General features: G+C 65.1%; 22 protein-coding genes and 1 riboswitch. Of the genes, 7 read left to right on the top strand and 15 right to left on the bottom strand.

Features of this window, described 5'->3' with window-relative positions; all coding sequences use genetic code 11:
• Positions 1-2 precede the first annotated feature (2 nt).
• The 5 genes from hypE to hypB are packed head-to-tail and all read right to left on the bottom strand — an operon-like array spanning position 3 to position 5629.
• Positions 3-1070: a hydrogenase expression/formation protein HypE gene (gene hypE / locus HY019_RS20115; protein ID WP_290695624.1), complete on the bottom strand. Its 1068-nt coding sequence runs from the start codon at positions 1068-1070 to the stop codon at positions 3-5.
• Positions 1067-2188, bottom strand: coding sequence for a hydrogenase formation protein HypD (gene hypD, locus HY019_RS20110; RefSeq protein WP_290695622.1), 1122 nt, complete (start codon positions 2186-2188; stop codon positions 1067-1069). Before hypD ends, hypE begins: the two co-directional genes overlap by 4 nt.
• Positions 2185-2448, bottom strand: a complete 264-nt coding sequence (locus tag HY019_RS20105; protein ID WP_290695620.1) for a HypC/HybG/HupF family hydrogenase formation chaperone — start codon at positions 2446-2448, stop codon at positions 2185-2187. The genes hypD and HY019_RS20105 overlap by 4 nt, the downstream gene beginning before the upstream one ends.
• A complete protein-coding gene (hypF, locus tag HY019_RS20100) occupies positions 2421-4877 on the bottom strand; it encodes a carbamoyltransferase HypF (RefSeq protein WP_290695619.1) in 2457 nt (818 codons plus the stop codon). Before hypF ends, HY019_RS20105 begins: the two co-directional genes overlap by 28 nt.
• Positions 4862-5629 (bottom strand): hydrogenase nickel incorporation protein HypB, encoded by a 768-nt coding sequence (gene hypB / locus HY019_RS20095; protein ID WP_290695617.1) that lies wholly within the window; start codon positions 5627-5629, stop codon positions 4862-4864. Before hypB ends, hypF begins: the two co-directional genes overlap by 16 nt.
• Positions 5630-5766: 137 nt before the next feature.
• Between hypB and HY019_RS20090 the strand changes: the two genes are divergently transcribed.
• Positions 5767-6414, top strand: a complete 648-nt coding sequence (locus HY019_RS20090) for a heme-binding beta-barrel domain-containing protein (RefSeq protein ID WP_290695615.1) — start codon at positions 5767-5769, stop codon at positions 6412-6414.
• A gap of 15 nt (positions 6415-6429) precedes the next feature.
• Here the strand turns inward: HY019_RS20090 and HY019_RS20085 are convergent, their stop codons facing one another.
• Together HY019_RS20085 and HY019_RS20080 are read right to left on the bottom strand one after the other, a co-directional pair.
• Positions 6430-7623 (bottom strand): hypothetical protein, encoded by a 1194-nt coding sequence (locus HY019_RS20085; RefSeq protein ID WP_290695613.1) that lies wholly within the window; start codon positions 7621-7623, stop codon positions 6430-6432.
• Between the two features lie 133 nt (positions 7624-7756).
• Positions 7757-7954 (bottom strand): hypothetical protein, encoded by a 198-nt coding sequence (locus HY019_RS20080; RefSeq protein ID WP_290695611.1) that lies wholly within the window; start codon positions 7952-7954, stop codon positions 7757-7759.
• Between the two features lie 244 nt (positions 7955-8198).
• Between HY019_RS20080 and HY019_RS20075 the strand changes: the two genes are divergently transcribed.
• Positions 8199-8912 (top strand): hypothetical protein, encoded by a 714-nt coding sequence (locus HY019_RS20075; protein ID WP_290695609.1) that lies wholly within the window; start codon positions 8199-8201, stop codon positions 8910-8912.
• Between the two features lie 3 nt (positions 8913-8915).
• On the opposite strand, the gene HY019_RS20070 is transcribed toward HY019_RS20075, so the two are convergent.
• The 6 genes from HY019_RS20070 to HY019_RS20045 all read right to left on the bottom strand — a co-directional run bounded on the left by HY019_RS20070 (position 8916) and on the right by HY019_RS20045 (position 14384).
• Complete coding sequence (locus HY019_RS20070) at positions 8916-9524, bottom strand: DUF4337 domain-containing protein (protein WP_290695607.1); 609 nt, start codon at positions 9522-9524, stop codon at positions 8916-8918.
• Positions 9525-9538: 14 nt separating this feature from the next.
• Positions 9539-10939, bottom strand: coding sequence for a phospholipase D-like domain-containing protein (locus tag HY019_RS20065; RefSeq protein WP_290695605.1), 1401 nt, complete (start codon positions 10937-10939; stop codon positions 9539-9541).
• A 19-nt stretch (positions 10940-10958) separates the two neighbouring features.
• Positions 10959-11900, bottom strand: coding sequence for a 1-phosphofructokinase family hexose kinase (locus HY019_RS20060; RefSeq protein ID WP_290695603.1), 942 nt, complete (start codon positions 11898-11900; stop codon positions 10959-10961).
• A gap of 10 nt (positions 11901-11910) precedes the next feature.
• Positions 11911-12579, bottom strand: a complete 669-nt coding sequence (locus tag HY019_RS20055; RefSeq protein WP_290695601.1) for a hypothetical protein — start codon at positions 12577-12579, stop codon at positions 11911-11913.
• Positions 12580-12717: 138 nt separating this feature from the next.
• Positions 12718-13320 carry a PEP-CTERM sorting domain-containing protein gene (locus tag HY019_RS20050; protein WP_290695600.1) on the bottom strand — a complete coding sequence of 201 codons (603 nt, stop codon included), beginning with the start codon at positions 13318-13320 and terminating at the stop codon, positions 12718-12720.
• Positions 13321-13505: 185 nt separating this feature from the next.
• A complete protein-coding gene (locus tag HY019_RS20045) occupies positions 13506-14384 on the bottom strand; it encodes an NAD(P)-dependent oxidoreductase (protein ID WP_290695598.1) in 879 nt (292 codons plus the stop codon).
• A gap of 255 nt (positions 14385-14639) precedes the next feature.
• Between HY019_RS20045 and HY019_RS20040 the strand changes: the two genes are divergently transcribed.
• Complete coding sequence (locus tag HY019_RS20040) at positions 14640-15638, top strand: sensor domain-containing diguanylate cyclase (protein WP_290695596.1); 999 nt, start codon at positions 14640-14642, stop codon at positions 15636-15638.
• Positions 15639-15959: 321 nt separating this feature from the next.
• On the opposite strand, the gene HY019_RS20035 is transcribed toward HY019_RS20040, so the two are convergent.
• Together HY019_RS20035 and HY019_RS20030 are read right to left on the bottom strand one after the other, a co-directional pair.
• Positions 15960-16298, bottom strand: a complete 339-nt coding sequence (locus tag HY019_RS20035; protein ID WP_290695594.1) for a cell division protein ZapA — start codon at positions 16296-16298, stop codon at positions 15960-15962.
• 17 nt (positions 16299-16315) lie between these two features.
• A complete protein-coding gene (locus HY019_RS20030) occupies positions 16316-16555 on the bottom strand; it encodes a hypothetical protein (RefSeq protein ID WP_035039483.1) in 240 nt (79 codons plus the stop codon).
• Between the two features lie 71 nt (positions 16556-16626).
• Positions 16627-16886, top strand: a riboswitch (cobalamin riboswitch).
• 79 nt (positions 16887-16965) lie between these two features.
• Here HY019_RS20030 and HY019_RS20025 point away from each other — a divergent pair.
• Genes HY019_RS20025 through HY019_RS20010 form a run of 4 tightly spaced genes read left to right on the top strand, consistent with a single transcriptional unit; the run spans position 16966 to position 22320 of the window.
• Complete coding sequence (locus HY019_RS20025) at positions 16966-18942, top strand: TonB-dependent receptor plug domain-containing protein (protein ID WP_290695591.1); 1977 nt, start codon at positions 16966-16968, stop codon at positions 18940-18942.
• Between the two features lie 7 nt (positions 18943-18949).
• A complete protein-coding gene (locus tag HY019_RS20020) occupies positions 18950-20827 on the top strand; it encodes a TonB-dependent receptor (protein WP_290695589.1) in 1878 nt (625 codons plus the stop codon).
• A gap of 22 nt (positions 20828-20849) precedes the next feature.
• A complete protein-coding gene (gene cobU, locus HY019_RS20015; RefSeq protein WP_290695588.1) occupies positions 20850-21413 on the top strand; it encodes a bifunctional adenosylcobinamide kinase/adenosylcobinamide-phosphate guanylyltransferase in 564 nt (187 codons plus the stop codon).
• A 13-nt stretch (positions 21414-21426) separates the two neighbouring features.
• Entirely contained in the window at positions 21427-22320 is an 894-nt protein-coding gene (locus HY019_RS20010) for an ABC transporter substrate-binding protein (protein WP_290695586.1), read from the top strand.
• The last annotated feature ends 18 nt before the right edge of the window (positions 22321-22338 follow it).

Here is a 22338-nt window from a genome sequence, read left to right as displayed (position 1 = left end):
CATCAACAAATGCGAGGCAAGGGCTCGCCCATCAACCAGTCCAGCATGCGCTGCCCGCCAAAGCTGGTGCGCATCTGGACCAGGCCGCTGGGGCTTGGGGTGACGGTGCCGATGCGGCAGGCCTGCTGGCCCAAGGGGTGGGCGCGCATGGCGTTCAGCAGGCGCTCGGCATCACTGGCGGCACAGATGGCGATCAGCTTGCCTTCATTGGCCATGTAGAGCGGGTCCAGCCCCATGAACTCGCAGGCGGCGGCCACCGTGGGGTTCACCACGATCGCGCGCTCATCGAGCTGCATGCCCACGCCGGAGGCCACGGCGATCTCGTTGAGCGTGGTGGCCAGGCCGCCGCGGGTCGGGTCGCGCAGCACGCGCAAGGCCGCGCCCGTGTCCAGCATGTGCGCGACCAGGCCATGCAAGGCGGCGCTGTCAGATTCGATCGGGGCGTCAAAGCGCAGCCCCTCGCGCTGACTGAGGATGGCCACGCCGTGGTCGCCCACGCTGCCCGACAGCAGCACCGCGTCGCCTGCTTGTGCCAACTTGCCGGACAGTTGCACGCCCGGCCTGCACTGGCCCAGGCCGGTGGTGCTGATGTAGAGCCCATCGGCCTTGCCGCGCTCCACCACCTTGGTGTCGCCCGCCACGATGGCCACCTCGGCCTCGCGCGCAGCAAGCGCCATCGATTGCACCACCCGCACCAGATCGCTCAGGGGCAGGCCTTCTTCCAGGATGAAGCTCACGCTCAGGTGCAGCGGCCTGGCACCCATCATGGCCAGGTCGTTGACCGTGCCGTGTACCGCCAGGCTGCCAATGTTGCCGCCAGGAAAGAACAATGGCGACACCACGTGCGCGTCGGTGGCCATGACCAGCCTGCCGCCCGCAGGGATCTCCGGCAGCACGGCGCCATCGTCGCCCGCGTCTTGCCAGCCGCCAGGCCAGGTTTGCGTGAAAGCAGGCCGGAACACCGTCTCGATCAACTGGTGGCTGGCACGACCGCCTGCACCATGGGTCAGGTCAACACGGCCTTGTTTGAGGTCCAGAGGGCGCACATAGGCGGGCTTGATGGGGCTCACGCGGTGACCTCGCTGGTTTGGTGGCGGCCATAACGGTAATGCGCTGCACAAGCGCCTTCGGAGCTGACCATGCAGGCGCCCGTTGGTTGATCGGGCGTGCAGATGGTGCCAAACAGCACGCAGTCTTGCGGGCGCTTGTGCCCGCGCAGGATCGGGCCGCATTCGCAGCGCGGGTGATCGGGCACCGCACGCGCAGCCAGCCCAAAGCGCAACTCGGCGTCCATGCCGGCATGGGCATCGCTCAGGCGCAAGGCGCTGTGCGGGATGCGGCCCAGGCCGCGCCACTCGAAGCCGTCGCGCAAGCTGAAGACTTCATCGGTCAAGGCAATCGCCTTGGCATTGCCCTCGCGGTTGACCGCACGCGTGAACTCGTTTTCAACCTCGGCGCGGCCGTCGTTGACCTGGCGGATCAGCATCAGGATGGCCTGCATCACGTCCAGCGGCTCGAAGCCGGCGATCACCACGGGCAAGCGGTAGTCGGCGGCAAAGGCCTCGTAAGGGCGTGAGCCGATGATGGTCGAGACATGCGCCGGCCCCACCAGCCCGTCCAGCGCCACAGGCTCGGGTTGATCCAGGATGGCGTGCATGGCCGCTGGCGTGAGCACGTGGTTGCACAGCACGCTGAAGTTGCGCAGGCCTTCGCGCTGCGCGGTCTGGATGGCCACGGCCGTTGGCGGGGTGGTGGTCTCGAAGCCGATGGCCAGGAACACGACTTCACGGTCAGGCAAAGTGCGCGCCAGTTGCAAGGCGTCGTCCACCGAATAGACCACGCGCACATCAGCACCCTGAGCGCGCGCGCCCATCAGGCTCAGGCCTTTGGAGACCGGGATGCGCAAGGTATCGCCATAGCTGGCCAGCACGACGTCAGGGCGGCGCGCCACCTCGATGGCCATGTCGATGCGGCCAATCGGCAGCACGCACACCGGGCAACCGGGGCCATGGATCATCTGCACTTGCGGGGGCAAGAGATCCAGCACGCCGTAGCGCGCCAGCGCATGTGTGTGGCCACCACAGAACTCCATGAAGCGGTAGGGCCGATCAAGGCGCACCTCGCGTGCCATGGCCTGCGCCAGTTGCTGCGCCAGTTGCGGGTCACGGAATTCGCTGACGTACTTCATGGCGCGTTTGCCGGCGTGTTTGCTGGCGTGCTTGGCTCTGTATCGGCAGCCATCTGGGCAAACAGGGTCAGGGTGTGCTCGGCCTCCTCCTGGTCCAGCCGGGTGAGGGCGTAGCCCACGTGCACGATCACGTAGTCGCCAAGCTGCACCTCATCGAGCAGCGCCAGCGAGACCTGCTTGCGCACGCCTCCCATGTCCACCGTGCCGTGCTGGCAGGCGGCGTCGATCTCGATCACGCGGGCTGGTAGGGCGAGGCACATGGGTCTTGTTTGATCAGTCTCTGGCGGGCAACCCAGGCTTGCCCAAGGCTCAGGCCGCCGTCACCACAGGGGTATTGTGCCGGGCGCCAGACCCTCAGGCCCTGGGCGATCAGGCTGCTGTACAAGGCGTCGTCGAGCAGGCGGTTGGCCAGGCAACCGCCGGACAGCACCACGGTGTTCAGGCCCCGGCGCGCGCAGGCCTGGGCGGCCCAGTCGGCCAGGGCCGCGGCCACCGTGGCGTGGAACACCGCCGCCGCTTGCGCCGTGTCGCCCTGATCGGCCAGCCAGTTCATGAGCGGCCGCCAGTCGAGCACCAGTTCGTCGGTGATCTGCCAACCGCCGTTCAGCGGTTCGGCGGGCCAGCAGGTGCTGGCCAGGCTTTCCAGGCGCATCGCGGCTTCGGCCTCAAAGCGTGATTGGGTGTAGGGTGCCAGCACGTTGAGCAGGCCGGCCGCGGCATCGAACAGGCGCCCCAGGCTGGTGGTCTGGGCGTGCCCATGGGTGACGGGTGACTTGCCGGAGGCCGCACCCGGCGTCGTGCTTTGCGACAACCACTGCTGCAACAGGCCCGATTGCTGGATCGACGCGAAGCGCACGCCGATCTCTTTGGTGCGCCCCAGGGTATGCAGCAGCGAGGCGGCCATGCGCCAGGGCTCGCGCACGGCGGCGTCCCCGCCGGGCATGACCAGCGGCCACAAATGGCCCAGGCGCTCGCACTGGTCTTCTTGCACCGCGAGCAGTTCGCCACCCCAGACCATGCCGTCGCTGCCCAGGCCATGGCCGTCCAGCGCCAGGCCGATCACGGGGCCGTGCACGCCTTTTTCGTCGGCATGCTCGGCCAGCACGGCGGCCACATGGGCGTGGTGGTGCTGGACCTGGATCAGCGGCAAGGCCTGCACGCCCGACGCGGTGGAGGCGCGGCTGTGGGCCATGTGCGCGGCCAGGATGGTGCTGAAGAAGTCGGGGTGCAGGTCGCAGGCCAGGGCGTCGGGCTGGGTGCGCAGCCAGCCGGGCCAGATGTCGGCCATGCGGGTGAAGACCACGCGCGTGTCGACCGAGTCCAGGTCACCCACATGGGGCGACACCATGGCGCGGTCGCCCTGGGTGATGCACAAGGTACTTTTGAGCAATGCGCCCATGGCCAGCACGGAGGGTGGCAGATGCTGCTCGTCCTGGCTTTTGCCGGGCTGCGTGGGCAGGGCCACCGGCATGGGGGCATAACCCCGGCTGCGCCGGATGAAACAGGCCGAGCCATCGGGCCGCACCCGCAGCACCGAGTCGTCGTTGCGCGCCAGGATGTCGCGGTCGTGCAGCAGCCAGCCGTCGGCGATCTCGGCCAGCTCCAGCTGCGCGGTTTCGTTGTCGATCACCAGGGGCGATCCGCTGGCATTGCCACTGGTGACCACCATCACCATCTCCTGCGGGCGTGTCAGCCAGTCGGTGCCGGCAGGGCGGCCCGCTGCCTCGTGAAAGAGCAGGAAGTGGATGGGGGTGTAGGGCAGCATCACACCCAGCCAGGCCAGGTCGGGGGCCACCCGAGGCATCTCGCGTTTGGCGCGGTCGGATTGCGTCAGCAACACGATGGGGCGCTCGGCCGATTGCAGCCAGCGCTGCTCGTGCGGGGTCATCGGGGCCCAGGGCGGGATGGACGCCGGGTTGGCCATCATCACGGCCAGGGGTTTGGCGTCGCGCCGCTTGCGCTGGCGCAAGCGGGCCACGGCATCGGGCTGGCGGGCATCGCAGACGAGGTGAAAGCCACCCAGGCCCTTGACCGCCAGGATGCCGCCTTCGCGCAGCAGCTTCAGGCCGGCGGCAATCGGGTCGTGCTCATCGAGGCTGCCGTCGGTCTGCTTGAGCCACAGGCGCGGGCCGCATTCGGGGCAGGTGTTGGTCTGGTGGTGAAAGCGCCGGTCTGCGCCGTTCTTGTATTCGGCGTCGCATGTCGGGCAGGGCAGGAAGCGCGCCAGGCTGGTGTGGCCGCGGTCAAACGGCAGGCTGCGGGTGACGGTGTAGCGAGGCCCGCATTGCGGGCAGTTGATGAAGGCATGCCGCCAGCGCCGGTTGTCCGGGTTGAACAGCTCCGACAGGCAGCGGGCGCACACGCCCAGGTCGGCGCCAATCGTGGCCATGTGGGGATGGGGGCTGCTGACGCTGGGCTGGATCTCGAAAGGCTTGGTGGGCGCCGAGGTGTCGGTGGTGGACGTGGCCGTCAGCACGTCCACTTGCTCGACCTTGGCGGGCGCCGGGGCTTGCCACAGTCGCTCTTGCAGGGTGTCCAGCAAGGCCGCATCACCGTGCAGGTCGATTTCCACGCCGAAGCTGGTGTTGCGCACCCAGCCGATCAGGCCCAGCGCGGTGGCCTGTTGCCAGACCCAGGGGCGGAAACCCACGCCCTGGACCTGCCCACGCACGGCTAGGCGGCGGTGCATTGCTGCTCCAGCCAGCCCATCCAGTCATCAAAACCCTGGCCGGTGGTGGCCGAGAGCGCGATGACGGCGGCATCGGGGTTGACCTGACGGATGAAGCCCATGGCCTTGTCCATGTCGAAGCGCAGGTGCGGCAGCAGATCGCACTTGTTGAGCAGGATCAGGCCGGCGGCCTGGAACATATCGGGGTATTTGAGGGGCTTGTCTTCACCCTCTGTGACGGAGAACACCAGCACCTTGGTGCGTTCACCCAGGTCAAAGGCGGCGGGGCAGACCAGGTTGCCGACGTTTTCGATCATCAGCACGCCGTGATCCAGATCGGGCAGGTGGTGCAGGGCATCGTGCACCATGCGGGCGTCGAGGTGGCAGCCCTTGCCGGTGTTGATCTGGATGGCGCGCACGCCGGTGGCCCGGATGCGTTCGGCGTCGAAACTGGTTTGCTGGTCGCCCTCGATCACGGCCACGGGGCGGCTGGCCTGCAGGCGTTGCACGGTTTCAACCAGCAAGGTGGTTTTGCCCGAGCCCGGGCTGGAGACCAGGTTGAGTGCCAGGGTGTGGTGGGCGGCCAGGTGTTCGCGGATGTGGGCGGCGACATGGTCGTTGCCGGCCAGGATGTCCTGCTCCAGCTGCAGGACGCGGGTGTGCATGTCGCCACCATGCGCTTGAGGATGGGGGTGCTCATGCACATCGTCATGCACGTGGCCATGCTCGTGCGCATGGCTTTGGGCAGACTCACAGCCACAGATGGTGCACATGGGTGTTCCTGATCCTTGCCGGTGATGTCGCCAAGGGTAGCGCAATTCAAGCCCAGGTCAATGGCAGTGGGGCGGGCGACACAGCTCGATTTGACGCTAAATTGACGTCAGTGAAACCTTGTCAGCCAGGAGTGGGCATGAGTGATTTTCCGAAGGACATCTATACCGAGCCGTCCAATGTGGATGTGGACACCCTGAAAAACCTGGGGCCCCTGCGCGGCATGGCCGGTATCTGGCAGGGCACGCGCGGCCTGGACGTCAAACCCAAGGCGGAAGGCGCCAAGAAGCAGGCCTATGTCGAGCGCATCGAGTTGCAGCCCATTGACCCGCAAACCAACGGCCCGCAGCTGTTCTACGGCCTGCGCTATCACACGCACGTGACCAAGCCGGATCAGGTCAAGACCTACCATGACCAGGTTGGCTACTGGTTGTGGGAGCCCACCACCGGGACCGTCATCCACACCCTGACCATCCCGCGTGCGCAGACCGTGATGGCGGCGGGCAAGGCCACGGCCGATGCCACCAGCTTCGAGCTGGTCGCCACGCGGGGGCAGCTGGACTACGGCATCTGCTCGACGCCGTTTCTGGAACATGCCTTCCGCACGGTGGAATTCCGCATCCAGGTGACGATCAACCCGGATGGCACCTGGTCTTATGACGAGGACACCGTGATGGAGATCAAGGGCCAGGCCGAACCCTTCCACCACCGTGACCGCAACACGCTGAGCAAGATCGCCGAGCCCACGCCCAACCCGCTGGCCCAGGCGCTTTACCAGCAGGCCTGATCAGGCGCAGGCGGCTCAGGGGTGGCGCCAGGCTGGCAGCGCCTCAAAGCCGAACAGGTAGGGCACCACGCGGTAGCCCTTCACCAGCCCACCCTGGGCAGGGCGCTGGCTCAAGCGGCGCATGTCCTCGGCGCTCAGGGGCTGGATCTTGTCGGCGTCACGCGAGCGGCTGAACACCCCGTTGCGCCATTGGTAGACCTCATCGACCTTTTCTTCGTAGCTGTACGAATGGTTGTGGTCGTTGAAGTAATCGTCAAAACGGTTGCGCCCCATGTACAGCGCGTTGGAGCCCTCATAGCCGGTCTTGTGGCGGGTCTTGGGGTCGGTATTGAGGATGTAGATCCAGTCGCCGGGCACGAAGTTGGTCGGCGCGACGTTGTAGTGCATCTTCATCAGCTTGCCGGGCCTGTCCTTCTCGCGCGGGTCGAAGTCATCTTCAAAGAACCACATGTCGCCCGGTTCGATGTTGACCAGCGGGTCGCCGTTGACCTGAACGCGCTGCTCGACCAGCGCGGTGTGCGCCGGGTCAGCCTTGACGCGGCGGTAGTAGTCCGTGATGCCTTGCAGCACGACCAGCTTGGTGGCGGTGTAGCAACCAATCGCATAACGGTGCTCGTTGGTGAACGCATCCAGCAAGGCCGTGTGCAGAGGGCGGCCACGCACCGGGGTGCCGTCGCGCCAGTAGCGGGCGTTCCAGCGGGCCGGGCCACCATCGGGCCAGACCCAGTGCAGGTGCTCTGACCAGGCCACGATGTTCTGCCGCAAGCCGACCTGATCCTTGAGGGCTTGCAGATCACAGGCTGCGCCGCTGAACACGGTTTGGCGGCCATGCTGCATGAGGGCCAGCACGATTTCCTTGCGCGATACCGTCTGCACGGACATGGGTGCCTTGCCGGCTTGAGGCAGGGTTACGGTGTCCTGGCCCACATTGAACTCGGGGCGTTTGAACAGGTCCAGCGTGTTGTGGTCGTCAGCGGGCGTGCGCAGGGTGTAGGTCAGCGAGCCGGTCTGCGTGTCAGCCGTGAGTTGGTAGAGCGCAGGGCCAATGTCCAGCTCGGCCAGGTAGCGCCCCATGCCAATCTGGATGGCCGGTGCCAGGCTGGCGCCGCATGCGAACTGGATGCCATCCGTGCTGGCTTGCGCCAGGGGTGTCAAGGCGCTGGCGGCAGCAAACACCAGGTGTGCCAGCCATGTCGTGCGGAGGTGCATTTGTCGCGTCAATCGCTTGTTGTTCTTGTTCTTCATTCTTTCAGACTGCACGCAGGGCCGGCTGAGACAAAGTACACACGGAAATGACAAAAGCCGGGGTAACCCGGCTTTTTGGCGCAAAACCGCAAGCGGCTTACTTGCTGGCGCCCGAAGCGGCCGTGGCAGCCTTGTGGTGACGCATGTGCTTGTGCACAGCCTTGTGGTGCTTCTTGTGCTTGGCAGGTGCAGATGCCGTGGCAGCCGGCTCGCCCATCGGGGCGGTCTGGGCTTGAGCAAAGGACATGCTGGCAAACAAAGCGAGAACCGATGCGACGAGGAGAGACTTTTTCATGGTGAATGTCCTTCTGTAATAAGCAAGCTCTGGTTGGAGCAGAAAGAGCCCCCAAACACCTCGGATAGGCTGGGGTACTGCACGATAACGCAGCTGTTTGACGAGTGGTTGACACCGTTGGCTACAACAGACACAGGGTTTCAATGCAGCGCCAGAGGCTTGGCACAGTCACCCACTTTCACGTATACAGGCCGGTCACGGCCTGTTTGTCGCGACACCGCTTGAACTGATCCGGATGAGAACCATGACACTTCGCAAGCTGCTGATGATCTGCGTGTTGACAGGCATGGGCGTGGCCCACGCACAAAGTGACGACGCAGACAAACACCCCTTCAAGCTCACGATGGGCTACTACCAATATGCCGACGACGAGGGCAAGGACATCAATCTGCGCTGGCAGCACGAGGGCAGCCACGTCTGGGTCGGGCACTATGAAGACCACGGCTTTGGCGGGCAGGACCGCGTGGGCGCCGACACCAGCGTGGATTTGTCCGACCTGGTGTCGGTGCAGCCCTCCTTGCAGGCGGCCACAGGTGGCTACGTGGGGGGCAGCCTCAATGCGCAGATCGGGCACGAGTGGTATGGCCTGCTGGGCTGGGGCCGCACCAACCTCAAGCCCTACTTCAACCTCAACTTCGATCCCAATGACGCGCTCACCTTGGGGGGCGGGCACCAGTTCGCCAATGGACAGAACTGGTCGCTGTTCGTGATCCATGACGACCGGCTGCACACCGGGCAAACTGACTGGCACCTCACCGCACGCATCCCTGTCGAGGAGGACCGCCTGTCGCTGGACCTGATGCGCAAGTCGGGTGACAGCGACGTGGGCTACATCAAGGCCTGGGCCTTGAGCGTGACCTGGGACTTCCCGAGCTGGTTCGTGCGGCTGGCACGCGATCCGAAGCAGAATTTCTCAGGTGACGATGCCTGGCGTGTGTCTGGCGGCGTGCGTTTTTGATGATCAGGACAGCAGCTTGATCAAGGCGTCCGGGTGGATGGGCAGGGCAGCCAGGCCCGCCACCCCCATCAGCACGCCAAAGCCCGTGGGCACCAGCGCCGTCCAGTACAAGGCCCACATGCCGGTGAGCGCGGTGACCGCCAGCATGGCGATGGCGATCGCCAGCAAGGCATCAGACAAGTCGAACTGGTCGTCGCGGTAGTTCAGCGCGTCGTAGTTCTTTTGATCCTGCTCCGCGGCGGCCTTCATGGCGTCCTTTTTCTGGGCCTGTTCCTTGGCAAGGGCCTGGTATTTGACGATGGCCCGCTCATAGTCTGGGGCCTTCGGATCGGTCGATGCAGGGCGCGTCAACGCGATCTGGGTCAACGTGGCTTCAGCGATCTCCTGGCGCAGGTTCCGGGCCTGGTAGTAGGCCCAGTGGTCCAGCTTGTCGGACTGTGCCTGCTGCATGGCCTGCGTGATGTTGTCGTCCTTGACCTTGCAGATGCCCATGAACGTGGCGAGCGCGGCCACCGTGATGGCCACCGTGGCGTTGAGCCGCGCTGTGCTGGCCTCTTTCAGCTCCGTGGCGGAGCGGGCTTGCTCGATGAGGTCCTTGGGGTCGATGTCCATGGTGTTTTTGGGGGTCAAAGCTGGAAGCCAACGATGCGCACCAGGCCTTCAAACAGCTCGCGGGCTGCTGATGGCGCTTGCGCTGGTGCAGGTTCGCTCTCATCGGCCAGTTGCCGGGCCCATTGGGAGAGCCAGGCAATGGCGTCGGCATCATAAAACGCCGTGTTCAGCTCGAAGTTGAGAAACAGGCTGCGGCTGTCCAGGTTGGCTGAGCCGCACCAGGCCACGTCGTCATCCACGATGATCGCTTTGGCGTGCAGCATGCGTGGGTACAGCATGACCTGGGCGCCCGCGGCCATCAGCGCACGCAATGAAGGTGAACGGGCCACATCGGCCAGGCGATGGTTGGAGCGCGCGGGGATCACGAGCGTGAGCTTCACCCCGCGTCGGCAGGCCATGCACCAGGCGGTCAACAGGGCATCGTCGGGCACGAAGTAGGGCGACACCAGCATGATGCGTTGCTCGGCGCGGTAGGCAGCGGCCAGCAGCAGGGCATAGAGTGTGTCGTCTGCATGGTCGGGGCCGCTGGGTATCCATTGCAGCAAGGCGCCGCTGGTGGGGGCGGCGGGCGTGGCGATGGCGGCATCGACAAAGCCTCTCTCGCCACTGGCCACCTGCCAGTCCTGCTGGTAGAGATCTTGTGCCTGCCGGGCCAGCGGGCCACTGACCACGAAGCTGATGTCGGTCCAGACGGGGGCCGAGCCCTGGCCGACGAAGTACTCTGCGGCCAGGTTGCGCCCACCGCTCCAGACGTGCTGGCCGTCGACCACCACCAGCTTGCGGTGATTGCGCAGGTTGACGCGGCCCCGGCGGATATTGGGCAGCACCGGCATGAAGAGCTGCAACTCGATCCCGTGGCCACGCAGCGTGCGCAGCGTCGAACGGGGGGTGGACCAGCTGCCCAGCTCATCGAGCAGCAGGCGTACCTTCACGCCCCGGCGCGCGGCGCGGCCCAGTGCGGCTGACAGGTTCGCGGCGACCGCGTCATGCCCCAGCACGAAGGTGCAGATGTCGATGCGGTGCGTGGCTTGCTCCACCAGTTGCATGAGGCGGTCCAGTGCGGCCTGGCCATCGGCCTGGAAGGCCACGGCGCTGTTGCGCGTGGGTGCGGGCAGGGCCAGGGCTTCGCCCAAGCCCAGCGCCCAATGCGTGGCGTCGCCGGGCTGCGACGCTGGCGCAGGGCGTGAACGGCCTTGTGCGCGTGGCACCTTGCGCACGCCGATCAACAGGTACAGCGGGATGCCCAGGTAGGGCAGCAAGGTGATCATGAGCACCCAGGCCAGCGCCGCAGACGGGTGGCGGTGCTGGCGTGTGAGGCGCGTCGAGGTCAGGTAGACAAGCAGGCCTGCCAGCACCAGCATGCTGTGCTCTACGGCGATCAAGGACCAATGCAGGTGCGAGAGCAGGTTGGACATGTCGTCGCGCCTGGCGGGCTCAGGCCGCGCGCAACTGCACGGCCGGCAACAGGCGCGCAATGTCGGCGGGCTGGCTGAGTGCCGTACCCGATGACAGCAGCGCAGCGGCCCCCGCCGCCATGGCCTGGCGCAAGGCCTGAGCCAGATCGTGGGACTGGCTCAGCGCCCAGACCAGCGCGGCCAGGAAGCTGTCGCCTGCGCCAATCGTGCTGGCCACTTCAACCTGCAGGGCCTGTGCACGCCAGGCTTGTGTGGCCGACACCAGCAGTGCACCGTCTTCACCCAGCGACAGGGCCACGATCTCGGCCTGCCCTTGTGCAATCAGGGCCCTTGAGGCCGTGCACCAGTCGGCTTCGGTGTTCAAGGGGCGGCCGGTCAGCTCACGCAATTCGCGCAGGCTGGGTTTGATCAGGTAGATGCCGCCGGCCTGCAATGCCGCGCTCAAAGCCGGCCCGGACGTGTCGAGCACCATCTGGCAACCTTGGGCGCGCACTTGCTTGGCGACCTGGGCGTAGAAATCATCGGGGATGCCGGGGGGCAGGCTGCCGCTGGCGATCACATGGCGGGCCGATGAGGCCAGGTCGGCAAGCTGGCGCAGGCTGGTGGCGCCTTCGTCCGGGCTCAGGGTAGGGCCGGGCAGCACAAACCTGAAGTCCTGCTGGCTGCCGGTTTCATGCACGGAGAAGCTCTCGCGCGTTTCGCCCGCGATGTCGATGGCCTGTGCAGGGATCTGTTCGGCTTGCAGCAAAGCCCGCAGCACCTGGCCTGTGACCCCGCCCGCGGTGTAGAGCGCGAGCACATCGCCACCCAGCCGGTGGATGACCCGTGCCACGTTGATGCCGCCGCCACCTGGGTGGGTCTGGGCGGCCGCGCAGCGCAGCTTGTGATTGGGAACAACCTTGTCAATCGACGTGTAGATGTCGATCGCGGGGTTCATCGTCAGGGTCAGGATGTCGGCCATGAGGCGCAGTTTATTTCGCTCCTGGCGATTTGGTGCCGATATCGGGGCGCAGGGCCTTGAGCATGTCTGCTGGCACTGTGCCTTGCAAGACACAACCGAAGCGGGTCAGCGAGGGGTCTTTGTCATCGGCCTCGATGCGCAGGATGCGTTCGACCGCGTCTGGCGAGGATTCGGCACCGCCCGGCGTCATGACCTTCTGCCAGCCATTGGCCACCTGCGCCGGGTCCCACAACTCGGTGCGCGTGTACGCCTGGCCATCCTGCAACAGGCGCTCCTTGTCCCAGATCAGGTGCTGGGTGGCTTTGATGACCGTTTGCGTGTCAGCTCGCAGCAAGAAGCCCCAGGCGATGAAGCTGTCGTCTGCGCTCAGGCGCATGTGAGCATCGAAATAGCCCAGTACGTCCAGTTGGTCGATGGGCAGCGGCGCGCTGAAGCGGCGCACGCTGTGCTCGGGGGCGGTGCGGTCAGCGACTTTGAAATAGGCCAGCTCGGCGCCTTTGATGGTGAAGTGCGGGTTGGCTGACAACTCGCCCGCATGGCGTTGCAAGCTGGCGAAGAAGCGGCCATCGCAGCGCGACAGCTCGGCCAGGATGCTGTCCGGCGCTGGCGCGCTGCCTGCACATGCTGCGGTGGCCCACGCCACCATGGACAGGATGGATACGGATTTCGTCAACTTCATCGAAAGGGCCTGTGTGCTGGTTCGGGTATCGCGGGCCGTCAATTGGACAATGAATATGTGTCGCTGCGTTGTCAGGCTGGCCGGAAATGATGAAGGCGGGCCGCACCGTTGCAGCCCGCCTTCATGTGGTGGGGGCGATCAGTGGTGGCGGCGCTGGCGCTTTGCACCGACAGCCACGGCGGCCAGGCCCAGCAGCATCAGGCCATAGGTGCCGGGCTCGGGTACGGCCGCAAAGGACTCGGGCTTGGCCCAGACGCTGCCATTGTTGAAGTCCAGGCGCAGATCGGTCCAGTCTGCACCGCCGGGATTGGCGGTGGCCGAGGCGAAGTCATTCAGCGCGGAGGCCACATCTGGCGAGGTCTTGTCGGTAAAGAGGTTGAACGACAAGAAGTTGAGGGTGTCGTTGCGCATGGAAACGGGCCAGATGTTGATGGCATTCAGGCCCGAACCCGTGGCAGACAGGTAACCCTGGGCATCGGACGTTTCGCCATGGAAGCTGAAGTTGACGACGGCACCGGAGAAAAAGCCAGGGATGGTCGTATCAGAGGGGGTCTGTGTGTCGATGGTGTAGTCCACCGTGAGGGTGCTGCCCAGACTGACGTAGTCCGGCAGCGCATCCTCGGCAGCTTGCTTGTAGGCCGTGGCGGTCAGGCGCCAGGTCTGCAGTTCGGCGTGGGCCTGAACGGCGAGGGTACTGGCCGCGGCCACGAGGGCCCATTTCAATGTGCTGATGTGACGCATGTTCACTCCTTGATTTGTGGTGGTGGATGCGTTGTCGCTCGCCTAGGCGAGGGCAACGATGTGGCTGCATCGAGGCAAGCCACGGGCCATCGTACAAGTCGCCTTCCCGATGGGGGAGCCCCCGGAATCAAGGATATTGTTGAACGTTAGGCATGTGCGCCACAGTTGCGCTGCTCAAGCGGCGATCAAGGCTGCTGACGGCGCTGCAGTTCCCGGTAAAGCCCGGACTGGTCCAGCTCGGCAAAGCCATGCTCGGCAGCGTCCTCGTACAGGGCGGCCAGGTGGCGGGTGATGGGGGCGTCAAAACCCAGGCCGGCCGAGGTGTGCAGGGCATTGCGCAAATCCTTGAGCTGGATGGCCAGTGAGCCGCGCTTGGCAAAGTCCCCCTCGACCATGCGCAGGCCATGCACCTCCAGAATGCGGCTTTCGGCAAAACCGCCTCGCAAGGCCTGGCGAACGCGTGCGGGGTCGGCGCCACCGCGTTCGGCCATCAGCAGGGCCTCGGCCACTGCGCCGATGGTGATGCCCACGATCATCTGGTTAGCCAGTTTGGTCAGTTGGCCCGCGCCGGCCGGGCCCACATGCACGGGGCGCCCCAGCACTTCCAGAACGGGCCTGGCGCGTTCAAAGTCGGCTTCAAGGCCGCCTGCCATGATCGCCAGGGTGCCGGCTTCGGCGCCCACCGTGCCGCCCGAAACCGGGGCGTCCAGGGTTTGCACCCCCTGCTGGGCCAGCTTGCTGGCGTGCTGCTGAGCCTGCTCGGGCAGGATGGAGCTCATGTCGATCACCAGGGTGCCGGGCCTCAGGGTGGTAGCGGCACCGGGCAAGGCCGGGTTGAACAGCACGTCTTCGACCACGCCGCCGTGCTCCAGCATGGTGATGACGATGTCGGCCTGCGCCACGGCTTGGGCGGGGGTGTGGGCCACCCTGGCGCCGTCGGCAATCAGGGCGTCTGCCTTGGCCCGTGTGCGGTTCCAGACCGTCAGCGGGGAGCCGGCAGCCAGAAGGCGGCGGGCCATCGGGGTGCCCATCAGGCCGCAGCCCAGCAGGCTGATCTGAGTCATGTTGGTCGTCATGGTGAAGTCTGAAAGTGGGGTGTTCTGGTCACGGTTGGTGACCGGTTGCTGTGGTTTGCTTGCAAATACGGGGGGTCAAGCTTCGGCGCGTGTGCGAAAAACCGCATATGTCGCAGAAACTCGGTGCACATCCCTTGTTTGAAGGACAGCCAGGCAAGTTATTTTCGGCGAACATTCGATGACTTATGCTTGGCAACAGGGAGGGCCGGGTGCCGGTCGACTCCATAAAACAATCCAACTCATATGGCCCAAACCACAGAAGCTGACACGCTCCAGAGCGTGGCCTTGAATCAGAAGGTCTTGCATGCGCTGGACCAACTGGGGTTGGCGGTGCTGGTCAAGGACGTGGCCAGTGGCCGGTACGACGTGGCCAATGAAGCCGCAGCCAGGTTGCTGGGCCTGACGGATCGCCATGTCGTGGGGGCGGTGGATGCCGAACTCTTTGACGCGACCCAGGCCGTGGCCTTGCGTGCGGCAGACCAGCAAGCTCAGGCTGCGCCTGATGGCGTGCGGGCCGAACACAAGCTGGAGCTCAGCACGGGGCGCCACGAGTTCGTGACCTGGCGCCAGGCCTTCACTGATGAGGCCAGCGGTGGCAGCAAGCTCCTGTCTGTCTGGCAGGACGTGACCGAATCCCGCCGCCGCGAAACCCAGTTGCAGACGGCACTGGCCCAGCTGGAGCAGCAACAAAAAGCCAATGACTCACTGCGCCGCGATGTGGAGGACAACCAGGTCCGCGATGCCGTGTCCGGTCTGTATCACCGCGCGCACTTCGAAGAGCAGTTGCGCCGCGAGGCCGATCTGTCCAGCCGCGAGCAGCGCGAATTCGCCCTGGTGTCGGTGTCCATCGACAACATTGACGAAATCCGCCGCATGCACAGCGTCGAGGGCTGCGAGCGCGTGGTCGAGGCGCTGGGCCGTTTGCTGCGCGCCAACACCCGTGCCATGGACTCCCCATGCCGCCTGGGCGGTGACCGATTTGTCGTTTTGCTGTCCGGTGTGGGCCTGGCCACGGCACACTCCAGGATGGAGCAGTTGCGCCGCCAATGCGCGCAACACATCGTGCCTTACAACGGCCAGCAGATCCCGTTCACGGTGGCCATGGGTGTGGCCAGCTTCCCGCATACCGCCGGTGGCATCGACGAGCTCATGCGCAGTGCAGACCGCGCCATGGCTTCTGCGCGTGAGAAGGGTGGCAATCGCATCGTGCTGGCCAGCATCCAGTTCGTGCCGGCCAACTGATCAACTCAAGCACAAAAGAAAACGGCCAGATCCCGAGAGGGGTCTGGCCGTTTTGCATGAATCAAAGGCCCGCCGCAGACTGGTTGCCGCATTCCTGAACCCAGGTGGATTCAGGTGGGCGAGGTCAGTTGCACTTCGGGTTCATCTGACGCGAGACGATCACACCAGCACAACGATATTCCAAGCCCTGGCTCTAAGAGCATCGGTTCAAGGAAATAAAAACAACCACGAACGCGACGGACGATTTCATTCTACGTGCTCTCGCCGGATTTGGTTGTGCAAATACGCCGTCTTGAGGGGCTTCTTGACAAGATCGCCTGATCAGATCAAGTGGCCGTCGCTGTCGAGCGCCTGGTCCAGCCTGTTGATCAGCTTGTCGATGTATTCGGCGGTGGGCAGCGCCGGGTCATCGTTGGCAGCTTGGGCGTGTTTGGCGGGTGTGCTTTTGGCCTGTTCTGTGGGCCGCTCCGTCAACATATAGGCCAGGTTGAGCGCGGCCAGCACGGCAATGCGCTCGCGCGCCTTGAGCTTGCCGCTGTCACGGATGGCGCACATCTCGCGGTCCACCTGGTGCACGGCCTCTTTCAGGCGCTCTTCACCACCTTCCGGGCAACCCAGCAGGTAGCTCTGGCCCATGATGGAAACTTCAATCTGCTTCATGCGTGTGGGGCCTCGTGTCAGGCGTCAGGGTGGGCGCTGCCGTCGTGGCCATCGCCCGCTTCGCCCGGGTGCTGGGGCAACTTGTCGATCAGGGCATCGATGCGGGCGCGGGCCGCAGCCAGGCGTGCGCGAAGCGAGTCGCGCTCCTGCGTGGCCACGACCACCTGCTGCTCCAGCAGGGCATTGGTGCGGCGCAGTTCTTCGTGGCGCAACAGCAGGCGCTCGATACGGTCCGTGAGTTCGTCGATTCTGGACATGGGCTGATCGTGGTACCCACCCGGTTCGGAGGGGCCTTGTGGCTCTACAGCAGAACAATCATTGTAGGCGCCTTACAATGCGCCCCGTTGGTGCTCGCACTGGGGTTCGCCCGGTGCAGTTAAACGGGAAGCAGGAAGACTGCCGCGTCACGCATGTTCACGCATTTGCCGATGACGCCGGTCTGACCTGCGCTGCCCCCGCAACGGTCGGCGATCGAGTCTTCACGGGCTCAGCTTGCGTTCTCAACCACTGGTCACCTGAAAGCGACTGGGAAGGTTTCGCAAGCCGCATCGCCTAGCCCGGATACCGGCCGACAAGGGGCCCGGCGTCGCTCTTCGAGCGTTGCCAGGCCATATCGCCCAATGCCTGCGGGGACGCTGGCAGGGGCTCTTGTCCTGTCTGATTCATCATGTTGTTTTTGAACTCGGTGCGCGTGGCACCCGGGGTGCGTTCGGCTTTGGCCGTGGCGTGTGGTTTGGCTTTGTCTGGCGCCGGGATGGCGCAGGCGCAGGAAGCGGTTGAGCCGGTGGTGGTGACCGCCAGCCGCATGCCGCAGTTGCTGCAAACCGCGCCCATCGGGGCGACGGTGATCACGGCCGAGCAGATCCAGCGATCGGGTGTGGCCGACGTCAACGAGGCCATTCGCAAGCTCGCTGGCGTGGCCTCGACATCCGATCTCAGCAACGGCCGGGAAAACGTGCTGGACTTGCGCGGCTTTGGTGCCACGGCCAGCCAGAACATGGTGGTGCTGCTCGACGGCATCAGGCTGAGCGAGAACGAAGGGGTGGCGGCTCGCCTGACTTCCATCCCCCTGGATCTTGTCGACCGCATCGAGATCGTGCGCGGGGGAAGCAGCGTGTTGTGGGGTGAGGGCGCCTCGTCGGGCGTCATCAACGTCATCCTCAAGACGGGACAGGGTGATGTCAGCCGTGCGCGCATCAGTGCGGCTGTCGAGAGCTTTGGCGGGCAAGAGCTGCAGGCCGATGGCCGATGGGGCCTGGGGCCGGTGGCGCTGGACGCCTCCTTCAAGCGCGTGCGCAGCAACGGCTTTCGTGACAATGGCAGCTACAAGCAGGATGCGATGGCTGTCGGGGTGCAATGGCAACAAGCCGCGTGGCGTGGCGGTTTGCGCCTGATGCAGGAATATGAAGCATCGCGCTTGCCTGGCTCCTTGCTTTACTCAGGCTTCAAGGCCAACCCGCGTGCCACGATCACCCCTCAGGACGACGCCAGCAATCAGGAGACGCGTTTGCTGGGTAACCTTGCGCATCAATGGGGCGTCTGGAGCCTGCAGATGGATGCCGGCTATCGTGAGCGGCAGCCCAGCTACCAGTACGTGTCGTTTGGCTCACCGAAGGTGGTGGGGCATACGACGCAAAACCAGCTCACGCCTCGACTGGTCTATACCAGTGCGCTGTGGGGTGCCGATGTCAAGGCCTTGATGGGTCTGGACTGGCAGCAGTGGTCCTTCGACAAGACCGGTAGCGATGGCCTGGAGACGGGCAGCCAGAACAACCGTGCCTTCTTCGTGCAGACCGATGTTCACCTGCCCACACAGACTCGCGTGAGCGTGGGCTGGCGTGAAGAGCGTGTGCGCAAAGAAGGGGACTTTCCTGGCGATGTGGCGTGGGGCATGCTGCCTGTGAGCTACGACCGCCGAGACAAGCTGCATGCCGGTGAGCTGGGCGTCAGCCAGACCGTGGTGCCCGGTTGGGACGTCTACGGGCGCCTGGCCTCGTCGTACCGTCTGGCCAACGTGGACGACAACAGGACGACGCCTTCACAGGGGCCCCTGTTGCCGCAGCAGAACACCGACCGTGAGTTGGGGGTGAAGTGGATGAGCGGTGGCGATGGCGCCACCCTGCGGTTCTTCAGCCAGAAGACGGTCCATGAAATCGCCTTCGACAGCGTGCTGTATGCGAATGCCAATCTGGACCCGACGCGTCGGGCCGGTACCGAGATCGAGGGCCACTGGAGCCCGGTCAAGGCGTTGACGCTGGCCGCCACCTGGCAGCAATTGACGGCCCGCTTCCGAGCCGGTGCGAATGCTGGCAAGGAAATGACGCAGGTCGCACCGCACACGGCCACCGCCCGCGTGACCTATCGCATCAACGACCAGCACACGCTGGAGCTGGGCATGCAGTATCTGGCGTCGTCCCGTTATGTCGGTGACGAGGACAATCTGTGTGCGATGCGTGTGCCGTCTTCCACGTTGCTGGACGCCCGTTACGCCTGGACGGACCGCGTCTGGACCATTGCCTTGTCGGGCGCCAATCTGGCTGACAAGAAGGGCTTCAACTATGGCTCCACCTACCTGTGTGGCGAGCCCTATGTGTATCCGTATGCCGGCCGCAGTGTGAAGCTGTCTGCCTCTCGCCAGTTCTGAGGTCGCCATGAACAAACTGACTTCGGCGCGCCTGGCGCGGGGATGCATGGCGCCCGGATCTCTGGCATGGACCCTGGCCTTGCTTGGCGTGTCGGCCATGGCCCAGACGCAGGGATGGGTGGAGCCCACGGTGGTGACGGCCACGCGAGAGCCGCAATCCATCAGCCGCGTGTTGGCGGATGTGTCCTACATCGGCCGCGATGAGATCGAACGCCAGGGTGGCAGCACGGCCGTGGCCGATCTGCTCAAGAACCTGCCCGGGTTCGAGCTGGCGCGCAATGGCGGGCCCGCGTCGACCAGCAGCGTGTTCCTGCGGGGGGCCGAGACGCGCCATGTGCTGGTGCTGATCGATGGCGTGCGCGTGGACACCCAGTCTGCGTCGGGTGGTGCAAGCTGGGAGGCCATCCCGCTGGCGCAGATCGACCACATTGAAGTGGTGCGTGGGCCGGCCAGCGCCATCTATGGCTCCGATGCCGTGGCGGGCGTCGTGCAGATCTTCACCCGCAAGGGGCAGGGGCCGCTCACTCTGGACATGGGCGTGGGCCTGGGTTCTCGGGGGCTGGTGTCAAGCGATGGCCAACTGGCGGGCTCAAGCGGAGCCTGGTCCTACAGCGTCGGGTTGGCCATGGAGCGCTCCAGCGGCTTTGGTGCGCGCAGCAATGCCGTGCCCCGCACCGTGGCTGCCGATGATGATGGCTATCGCAATGGCAGTGCCAGTGCGCGTGTGGCGTATGCGGTCAAGCCGGGTCACAGTGTCAGCCTCAGCGCCTTGCGCCAGCACACCAACAGTGGTTATGACGCCAAGGTCAACTCCAGTGCGGACGACCGCTCCATCCGGGATCTGGACAGTGCGGCGCTGGCCTGGACGGCCCAGTGGCTGCAAGACTGGCGCAGCACCCTCACGCTGGGGCAGTCGCGTGACCGCTATGAGACCCGCCCTGCCGTGTATGCCGCGCAGACAGAGGCGCAGAACGCCGCCTGGGCCAACCAGCTGGTTTGGGGTGAGCACACCTGGCATGCCACGCTGGAGGGCCGCCAGGATCGTCTGCTCAACTCGGGTCTGACAAGTTCTGCGGTCAAGGGCGAGGGCACGCGTCGCGATGGCGCGCTGGGCCTGGGGTACGAGTGGCAGTACGAAGCCTATGCCTTGCAGTCCGCGATCCGCGAAGACCATGACAGTGCTTTCGGCACGCATGTCACGGGCTCGCTGGCAGGTGGTCTGGCGCTCAACGCGCAATGGCGCCTGCGTGCATCGTGGGGTACGGCGTTCAGGGCACCAACCCTCTATCAGCGTTATTCAAGCTATGGGCAGGCCAATCTGCTGCCCGAGTTTTCGAGAACGTCTGAGCTGGGGTTGCAGTACCACGAGGGGGCTACCCAGTGGGGTGTCACAGCCTATAACAGCCATGTGCGAGACCTCATCCAGTTCGATGCACCTGGCGTGTGTGCGGACACCAGGAACTGCTATCGCAATGTGGGCCAGGCGCAGTTGCAGGGGCTGGAGTTGACCGGCGAGGTGTCCGTGGTGAACGTGCGGCTGAGCGGTTCGGCCAGCATCGATGCCCCCAAGAACACGCAAAAGGACCTGATGCTGGCGCGGCGGGCAAGGCAACACGCCAGTTTGCGCGCCGAGACCTTGTGGGCGCAGTGGAACGTGGGTGTGCAGATGCTGACGTCCGGCAAGCGTTACGATGATGCGGCCAATCTGACGGTGTTGGGCGGTTACACGACCTGGGGTGTGGATGCCCAGACGTCCATCAGCCCTCAGTTCAAGCTGATACTGCGTGCCGACAACCTGACGGACAAACGCTATCAGACTGCACTCAACTACGAGTCTGCGCCGCGGACCGTCTTCCTTGGCCTGCGCTGGACGCCAGCGTATTGATCCGCAGTTGGAGTCGCGTCTCATGTCCGGAGCACATCACCTCATCGTCGGCGGCCAGCGCAGCGGCAAGTCCGGTCATGCCGAGCGTCTGGCGCGGCAATGGCTGGGTACGTCCGCGGGCCATTCGGTGACGGTGGTGGCCACGGCCTTGGCCTGGGACGACGAGATGCGCGCACGCATTGCGCGGCACCAGGCCGATCGGCCCGCCGGCATGCAGACCATCGAGGAGCCCTTGCAGTTGAGCCGCGTGCTGCGCGAGCAGGCTCGGCCCGGTCGGCTCTTGCTGGTGGACTGCCTCACGCTGTGGCTCACCAACTGGTTGATGCCGGCGCAAGGGCAGGCCGATCTGGCGGCCTGGCGCGTCGAGCTCCAGGCGGTGCTGGACACCTTGGTGAACCTGCCATCCCCGGTGGTGTTCGTGTCCAACGAGGTGGGCTGGGGCGTGATCCCGTTGTCCAGCGAGGTGCGTGCTTTTGTCGACGAACTGGGCTGGCTCAACCAGGCCGTGGCCGAGCGTTGTGGTCAACTCACCTTGATGGTGGCCGGCCAGCCCTGGAGCCGGCCCGTGAGCCCGCCGTCAACATGAGGGATACCGGTTGATGTCCTTGCTGAAGAAAGTGCTGAAGGCCGTGTTGGCCGCGCTGCTGTTTGTGTGGGCCTTGCTGACCCAGGCAGCCGTGACGGTGACCGACGACCGTGGTGTGGCGGTGAGCCTGCCCGCGCCACCCCAGCGCATCGTGACCTTGCTGCCATCGCTCACCGAAACGGTGTGCGAGCTGGGTGCGTGCGGGCGCATCGTGGGCACAGACCGCTATTCCAATTTCCCGGCTTCGGTGCGCGGCGTGGCCAAGACAGGCGGGTTGGACGATGCCAATGTGGAAATGATCGTGGCGCTCAAGCCCGACGTCGTGCTGCTGGCCCTGTCCTCACGCGTGACGGACAGGCTGGAAAGCCTGGGGCTGCGCGTGGTGGCCCTGGAGCCCAAGACCTATGAAGACGTGCGCCGCGTGGCGGGCAAGGTGGCGCAGGTGTTGGGTGTGGCTGCTGAAGGTGAGCGCCTTTGGCAACGCCTGGATGCGCAAGTCAATGACGCTGCCGCCAGCGTGCCGCCCCTGGCCAAGGGCCTGACGGTTTATTACGAGGTGGACAGCGCCCCTTATGCAGCGGGTGAATCCTCGTTCATTGGCCATACGCTGAAACGGCTGGGTGCTGTCAACATCGTGCCGAACAAGCTGGGGCCCTTTCCCAAGCTCAACCCGGAGTACATCGTGCGGGCCAATCCGCAGGTGATCATGGTGTCGGCCAAAAGTGCACTTGGCCTGCCTGCTCGGCCAGGCTGGGATCGCATCAGCGCCGTGCGCGACAAGCGCGTGTGCAGCTTCAGCCCGGATCAGGGCGACGTGTTGTCGCGCCCGGGGCCTCGCATGGGTGAAGCCGCGCGCATCATGGCGCAGTGCCTGCGTGACGCCGTGGCAACGGGAGGCTCGCGTTGAAGGCGACATCGGGTTTCA

It is taken from the genome of Aquabacterium sp. (assembly GCF_016195855.1).
In the GTDB taxonomy this organism is placed as follows: Bacteria; Pseudomonadota; Gammaproteobacteria; order Burkholderiales; family Burkholderiaceae_C; genus Aquabacterium.
Note: the sequence above shows the minus strand (reverse complement) of the source record. Positions and strands in the feature narration are given on the sequence as shown.